Annotated in this window: 5 protein-coding genes; 1 reads left to right on the top strand and 4 read right to left on the bottom strand. The window is 61.3% G+C overall.

The window, feature by feature from the left end:
* Positions 1–96: 96 nt before the first annotated feature.
* The 4 genes from QWJ46_RS30715 to QWJ46_RS30700 are packed head-to-tail and all read right to left on the bottom strand — an operon-like array spanning position 97 to position 4,400.
* Positions 97–1,617, bottom strand: a complete 1,521-nt coding sequence (locus tag QWJ46_RS30715; protein ID WP_302756289.1) for an NAD(P)/FAD-dependent oxidoreductase — start codon at positions 1,615–1,617, stop codon at positions 97–99.
* The gene (locus QWJ46_RS30710; protein ID WP_184456185.1) at positions 1,614–1,916 is read right to left on the bottom strand and encodes a (2Fe-2S)-binding protein; all 303 of its coding nucleotides are present in this window, start codon (positions 1,914–1,916) and stop codon (positions 1,614–1,616) included. The genes QWJ46_RS30715 and QWJ46_RS30710 overlap by 4 nt, the downstream gene beginning before the upstream one ends.
* Positions 1,897–3,024 carry an FAD-binding oxidoreductase gene (locus QWJ46_RS30705; protein WP_302756287.1) on the bottom strand — a complete coding sequence of 376 codons (1,128 nt, stop codon included), beginning with the start codon at positions 3,022–3,024 and terminating at the stop codon, positions 1,897–1,899. Before QWJ46_RS30705 ends, QWJ46_RS30710 begins: the two co-directional genes overlap by 20 nt.
* A 53-nt stretch (positions 3,025–3,077) precedes the next feature.
* Positions 3,078–4,400, bottom strand: coding sequence for an FAD-binding oxidoreductase (locus QWJ46_RS30700; protein ID WP_302756285.1), 1,323 nt, complete (start codon positions 4,398–4,400; stop codon positions 3,078–3,080).
* Between the two features lie 449 nt (positions 4,401–4,849).
* Here QWJ46_RS30700 and QWJ46_RS30695 point away from each other — a divergent pair, with 449 nt between their 5' ends.
* A complete protein-coding gene (locus QWJ46_RS30695) occupies positions 4,850–5,554 on the top strand; it encodes an aspartate/glutamate racemase family protein (protein ID WP_302756283.1) in 705 nt (234 codons plus the stop codon).
* The last annotated feature ends 407 nt before the right edge of the window (positions 5,555–5,961 follow it).

Here is a 5,961-nt window from a genome sequence, read left to right as displayed (position 1 = left end):
CCATCGGCTCTTCGGTCGAGGGATCGATGACCTCAAGTGTTTTCGAAACCGAGGGCTCGATCCACTCACCGTCGATATAGAAGCTGTGGGCGTGTTTCATTGGTGGCTCCCATGGTTGATGTCCAGCGCCCCATCTTTGGCGCGTTCCGCAAATCCAGCGACAGCGACAATCGCTGCCTCCGTGTGCGGCAAAGCGGCGAGCTCGCCCAGCGTCACCGGTTTGATGGGCGGCCGCAGCCGATAGTAGCCGGCCTCGCCGGGCGACTGGCCACGGCATTGCGCCAGCAGTTCGACCGCGGTCAGTCCGCACAGCCGCCCCTGACATGGTCCCATTCCGCATCGTGTGAACGCCTTCATTTGGTTCGGGCCCGGCACGCCGAGCGCCGCAACCTCACGCAGCTTGCCGGCTGTAATTTCCTCGCAGCGGCAGACAATGGTGCCGCCGTCTTCCGGCACACGAAACGTCTTGTCCGGCCGGAATCGACGCTCGATGAACGTCCTGCCTCTGAGGGCACGAGCAAGCTTTCGCGCGAGTCGGTTCCGACGCTGTTGGTAGCAGCCTTGGCCGATGCGATTCAGGTTGAGCGCCGCACTTAGGCCCGCGAGCTCTCCCTGCAGAGCTGCGGCAACCGCCCCGACGATTCCCGCCGCATCACCCGCGATCGAAACGCTCTGAACCGAGCTTGCGCCGCAAAGGTCGACGTTCGGGCGGACGGTGGCCAAGTGCTCGTGCCACCCGTAGTCGCACCCGGCTGCTAGCGCTAGATTGAGGTTCGGCGCAATCCCTTGGTGCAGAAGAAGCAGGTCGCCTTCAATTTGCAGGGATTTATCGCCGCGACGAAGCTTTAAGGCGTTGAATTGCCCGGAACCCACTGCCTCGATCGCCGTCACGCCGCGGATGACATGGGCTCGACGGCGAACGTCCAAGAGGAGCTTCAGGCCCTTGACTGCATAGGGCGAAGTGGCAAAGGCAAACATGTGAGGCAGGGCCAAGCGCCAGTTCTCGACCGGCGTGGTATCGACGACTGCCACCACGGACACGCCAGCCCGGAGAAGTTGGCTTGCCACTAAGTACAGCAGCGGTCCGGTTCCGGCGAGGATGGTCCGTCCGGACGGCACGAGACCTGACGACTTCATCAATACCTGCGCTGCTCCCGCCGTCATGACGCCCGGCATGGTCCACCCTGGGAACGGGAACGGGCGCTCGAGCGCGCCTGTTGCGATGATCACCCGATGGGCGGCGATCGGTCGAGCAATTCCGCCGAGCAAAATCCCGACCTCGAGCGGATGCACGCCGTCGGAAGCTTCTTCGTCAGCAGGCCCGACGCTCCATACAGTCGCACTAGGGGCGTAGCTCAACTTCCGCTGCCGAAACCGCTCGATAAGCGTCCGCCCGGCAGCGTAGTCCGGCCCCATGCGAGCAAGGTCGGCATCTGATGCATTCTCGGCCGACCGATAAATCTGCCCGCCAGGGGATTCATTTTCATCGGCGAGCAATACCGCGAGACCATGGATTGAGGCTTCGATGGCTGCCGAGAGGCCGGCAGGGCCCGCGCCAACGACGACGAGGTCATAGGCAGGCGCGAGATCGGTGGCAGACTGAATGTTTCTAATCATTCTTCCTGCCCCGGCATGGCGGCGCCGTCCTGTGTCTCGATCCGCATTCCTTCCGCAACGGTGGTCATGCAACCCTGCCGGTTCGGGCGGCCATCGATTTGGACGAGGCACTCGAAGCAGACACCCATCATGCAGTAAGGACCACGGGCGGCGCCGGACACGGGGCTGCGACGCGTGCTGCCATGTCCCGCGGCCAACAGTGCGGCGGCAACGCTATCGCCTTGTCTGGCCATGGTCGACACGCCGTTGAATGTGAATGATATTGAACACTCCTTTCGGTCAGGGAGCCGCCGGAACATGGAACCTCCGGGAATGAAATGCGGAAAGATCGTCAGAAAGCGCGCCTGCTGAAATCTGCCGCGGCAGGACCAGCGCATGATTGGCCGCCAGAGTCACGCCGGAATGGCAGGCACATGCGAACGCACCAGGGAAGCTCTCTGACTGCTCGTAAATGGGGTAACCGTCCGGCGTTACCACACGGAATGCGGCCCAGACCCGCACTGCACTGGCGTCCTTTAGAAGGGGAAATGTGCGCACGGCGCGTTCGGCCAGGACCGCGGTAATCGACCCGCGCGGCCGCTGGTGGTCGATCGTGGCTTCCTTGCTTTCGCCGATCAGCACCGATCCCTCGTCGGTCTGCCGCAGATGCCCGGTGGCATGGCTGAGGAACGGCTTCAGCCGCTCGGTCACAATGATCTGGCCGCGGCTGGGCGAGAGCGGAACGTCCAGCCCGACCATAGGAGCGAGGGCGGTGTTACCGATGCCCGCAGCAAGGACGATCTTGCCGGCAGCGAGCCTCCACCCGTCTCCGGCCAATTCGAACGCGCCGGCGCGATGGTGGATCGCAGTCGTCTTTCGATGCGGCAGATAATGAACGCCGCGCTGCTGCGCTGCCCTATGAAAGGCCGCGAACAGCCGCAGCGCGTTTGCGTGACCGTCGAGCGGGCTGAAAATTGCGCCTGCGACCGACTCGCCGACGAGGGGCAGGCGGCGGCGCGTCTCCGCTTGGTCGAGTACCTCATATTCGAGCGGCGGCGTTCCCTCAGCGTCCATGCCGGGTTGGCCGGCGAGCTTCGCCATCGACGCAATCCCGCGTTCCAGTTCCGTTGGCGTGAGCCGAATTGAGAAGCCGCCCGACTGGACAAAGCCGGTGTCAATACCAGTTTCGGCCTTCAGCTCGGCTGCGAGCTGGTGCCAGTTCGCGGTCGAGGTTCGCGACCAGCGGGAGTAGGCAGCGTTCCCAAGCCCCTTGCTTGAGCTCCATACGAGTCCGAAATTAGCCCGGCCAGCCCTGTTTGCCAGATCGCCTTCGTCGACGACTGCAACCCTTTCCCCGCACCTCGATAGACCCCAAGCAATCGATATGCCGACCAGGCCGCCGCCGATGACGATTATGTCGTAATCCATTCTGCTCGCTTCCCTCGGCGCGTCGCCCCAAGGGCCGTTCCCTGGCTCCACGATCAGATTGCTCCGACTTTGACTTTCGAACCATCAAGGAGGCGCGACAGGCGGAACGGGGTGGGGTCAACACATGGTGTATCATTGGCAACCAAGTCGGCGGCGAGACGGCCGACGCCCGGCCCGAGGCCGAAGCCATGGCCAGAGCAGCCCGCGGCCAGATAGAGACCTCTCAAACCGTCGGCCGGCGAGATGACCGGCACCGCGTCCGGCGTGAAATCCACGTACGCCCCCCAACTGTCGGCAATTTCGACGCCCGCCATTGCAGGAAATTGCTCTCTGACTCGGTCAAGAATGGCCGCGATGGTGCGGCGGCTCGGCGCAGGGTCCAGAATGCGGATCTTCTCGAAAGCCGAAGGTGTACTCTTCTTGAAGCTTCCGAGTGCCTCCGGGCCATGGAGGAAGGATTTGCCGATTCCGAACTGCACCGCTTTCAGACGTTTCATAAACATCGGCATAAACCAGCGGGCGTAGCGCAGGCCTTGCGGCGTGATATCGAGCATCGCCCTGCCGCTGATCGCAAGCGTGTAGCTGCCATCCAGCCGGCGGGTCAACGCACACTCCGGCGTATAGATAGCCTCACCGAGATTCGCTGTGGGCCGCGTTCGAAGTGCCGTCTGGCGCACGCTTGCCTGCGGAAACAGAACTCCGTGCTGGCGACAAAACATTGAGGTCCAGGCGCCGCCGGCACAAAGAACCGCTTGTGTGCGAATGGTCCCCTTTTCGGTGATGACCCCGGCGACGGCACCATTAACGATATCAAGGGCCCGTGCAGCGCATTGCTGGTGGATCGTCGCCCCAAGTTTGCGGGCGCCGTTCGCGATCGTTGGCGCGGCGATAGCAGGCTCGCCCTTGCCATCATCGATTGAGTGAACCCCTCCGAGCCAACGACGGCCGTTCGCTGGAATTGCGGTAGCCGCTTCCTTGGCGCTCAGCATCTTGGTGTTGACGTTGAACTGGCGGGCCGTATCACGCCATGCTTCCCATTCCGCCAGTTGCTGCGGATTGTCCGTAGCATAAAGCAGACCGCATCGACGGAAACCGACGTCCTCCCCGATTTTGGACTCAAACTCACCCCACATCCGCAGGGCGACACCGGAGAGAGGCAGCTCGCGCTCATCCCGGTTCTGCTGGCGGCACCAACCCCAATTGCGGCTCGACTGCTCGCAGCCGACATGGCCCTTTTCGACCAGGGCTACAGACAATCCCCGCTCGGCAAGAAAGAAAGCTGCCGTTGTACCAATAATGCCGCCGCCGATGACGACGACATCAGCCTTGGCAGGAAGCTCATGATCGTTCTGTATGCGCTTGACGATTGGAGACATTGGCTTGACCTGAATTTATTTCTGACGGTCGACCTACAGTGCGGTTTGCTGCCCCTCCGTCAGAAGCATCTCGACCTGAAACGACGGTTTGAGCAGGCCTGGAAGCACCCACGGCCTTAGCGTCCGATGGGCAATACATGTCGATGACATCTTCGGCCCGGGGGATCCGATTTGCCGATGATATGGCCGATGGGCGGGGCCAGACTGATCGAAGCTTGGTGCCATGGAATGTCCTCGTACTGAGCTCAGGTGAAGCTACCCGAGGAGGGCAAGCAGCATGCATCGAATGAAAATGTAGGCACGGCGGAAAGTTCCGTGTCCGGCGTCAGGACAGTCAAAACTGCCGAGCTTGATGAGGTAGATTACAGCGGTAGCACGGCAGATGCCGTGATCGCGCTCATTTATCGGTTGCGGACGAGCGCGCACAATCGAAAATTAGAGATTCTGCCATGCCATCGGCAATTAATGAGTCCCCTGCGCTCGCCATGATCCATACGGTCCCCGGGATCATTCCCGCATTCAACGAACTCGTTGGTCTGCATCTGACCGGTTGGCGCTCGTTCAACATGTTAGATGAGAGCCTGCTCGGGAACACCATTCGCGAAGGCGCGCTGTCACCTCAAACTAAGCGGCGGCTTGCGACACAAATTTGGTCGGCGGTGGATGCAGGAGCCTCGGCGGTGCTCGTCACCTGCTCGTCGCTCGGTCCTGCCGTGGATGCGGCAATGCCACTCTGCCCTATACCCCTCTTCCGTATAGATGATGGCATGGCGATTGAGGCGATCCATCGCGGGAACCGAGTTGGTGTCCTTGCAACTCTGGCTACAACAATGAACCCGACCACCCGCCTAATTGAACGCCATGCTGAAAGGACAGGTCGTAGGGTTTCTGTGATAGGTCGTCTTTGTGAAGGAGCGTTTGATAAATTGCGACACGGCGACAGGGCGGCGCACGACGCTATGGTACGGGAAGGCCTCGCTTCGCTCGTGGGCAGTGTCGATGTGGTTGTTCTTGCTCAAGCATCAATGGCAAATGCTCTAAATGCTACGAGCGAGGCATCGTTGCCAGTCCTTACCAGCCCCGAGCTTGGCGTGCTGCACATATCCCGCGCACTAAAGGCGCGCTCCCGCGTCCAGGAAAGTGCGCACAGTTGATGTCAGCTTTCGGGAGGTTGTCCATCGGAGCCGATGGAACAGACTGATGCTACCACACTTCGATTCGGTGGTCGCCAGCCCGTTTCAACCAACCCTCCCGTAGATTTGCCTGGCAAATCTGCCAGACTTTAGAATCGCCAAACGCACTACGGCCGTGGGCCGGGCACCTCTGGCCGGGATCAAAGGCGATCGGCTCGGACGTACCGAAAGGTACGCCCGTCGCCATCTTTGCCCTGACGAAAACCTGCTCCGGCAGGATGCTTCAAGCTAACGCGGGAAAACCCGGTGTCCGCGGTTTAGAGCGTGCTGCAATTTTCCGGAATCGGGGATTCGCAAATCAGCGGAAATGTGATTCCCTATGCATGCCGGGAAAGGATGGCCGGCATGGATGACGCGACCCTATTCCG

It is taken from the genome of Rhizobium sp. CBN3 (assembly GCF_030518245.1).
GTDB classification, from domain to species: domain Bacteria; phylum Pseudomonadota; class Alphaproteobacteria; order Rhizobiales; family Rhizobiaceae; genus Rhizobium; species Rhizobium aethiopicum_A.
The sequence above is the reverse complement of the archived record's forward strand: the minus strand, read 5'-3'. Positions and strand labels throughout refer to the sequence as shown.

Excerpts from the sequence above, each read along its gene's own strand:
- QWJ46_RS30715 (WP_302756289.1), bottom strand. The coding sequence starts at position 1,617 with ATGATTAGAAACATTCAGTCTGCCACCGATCTCGCGCCTGCCTATGAC.
- QWJ46_RS30710 (WP_184456185.1), bottom strand. The coding sequence starts at position 1,916 with ATGTTCCGGCGGCTCCCTGACCGAAAGGAGTGTTCAATATCATTCACA.
- QWJ46_RS30705 (WP_302756287.1), bottom strand. The coding sequence starts at position 3,024 with ATGGATTACGACATAATCGTCATCGGCGGCGGCCTGGTCGGCATATCG.
- QWJ46_RS30700 (WP_302756285.1), bottom strand. The coding sequence starts at position 4,400 with ATGTCTCCAATCGTCAAGCGCATACAGAACGATCATGAGCTTCCTGCC.
- QWJ46_RS30695 (WP_302756283.1), top strand. The coding sequence starts at position 4,850 with ATGCCATCGGCAATTAATGAGTCCCCTGCGCTCGCCATGATCCATACG.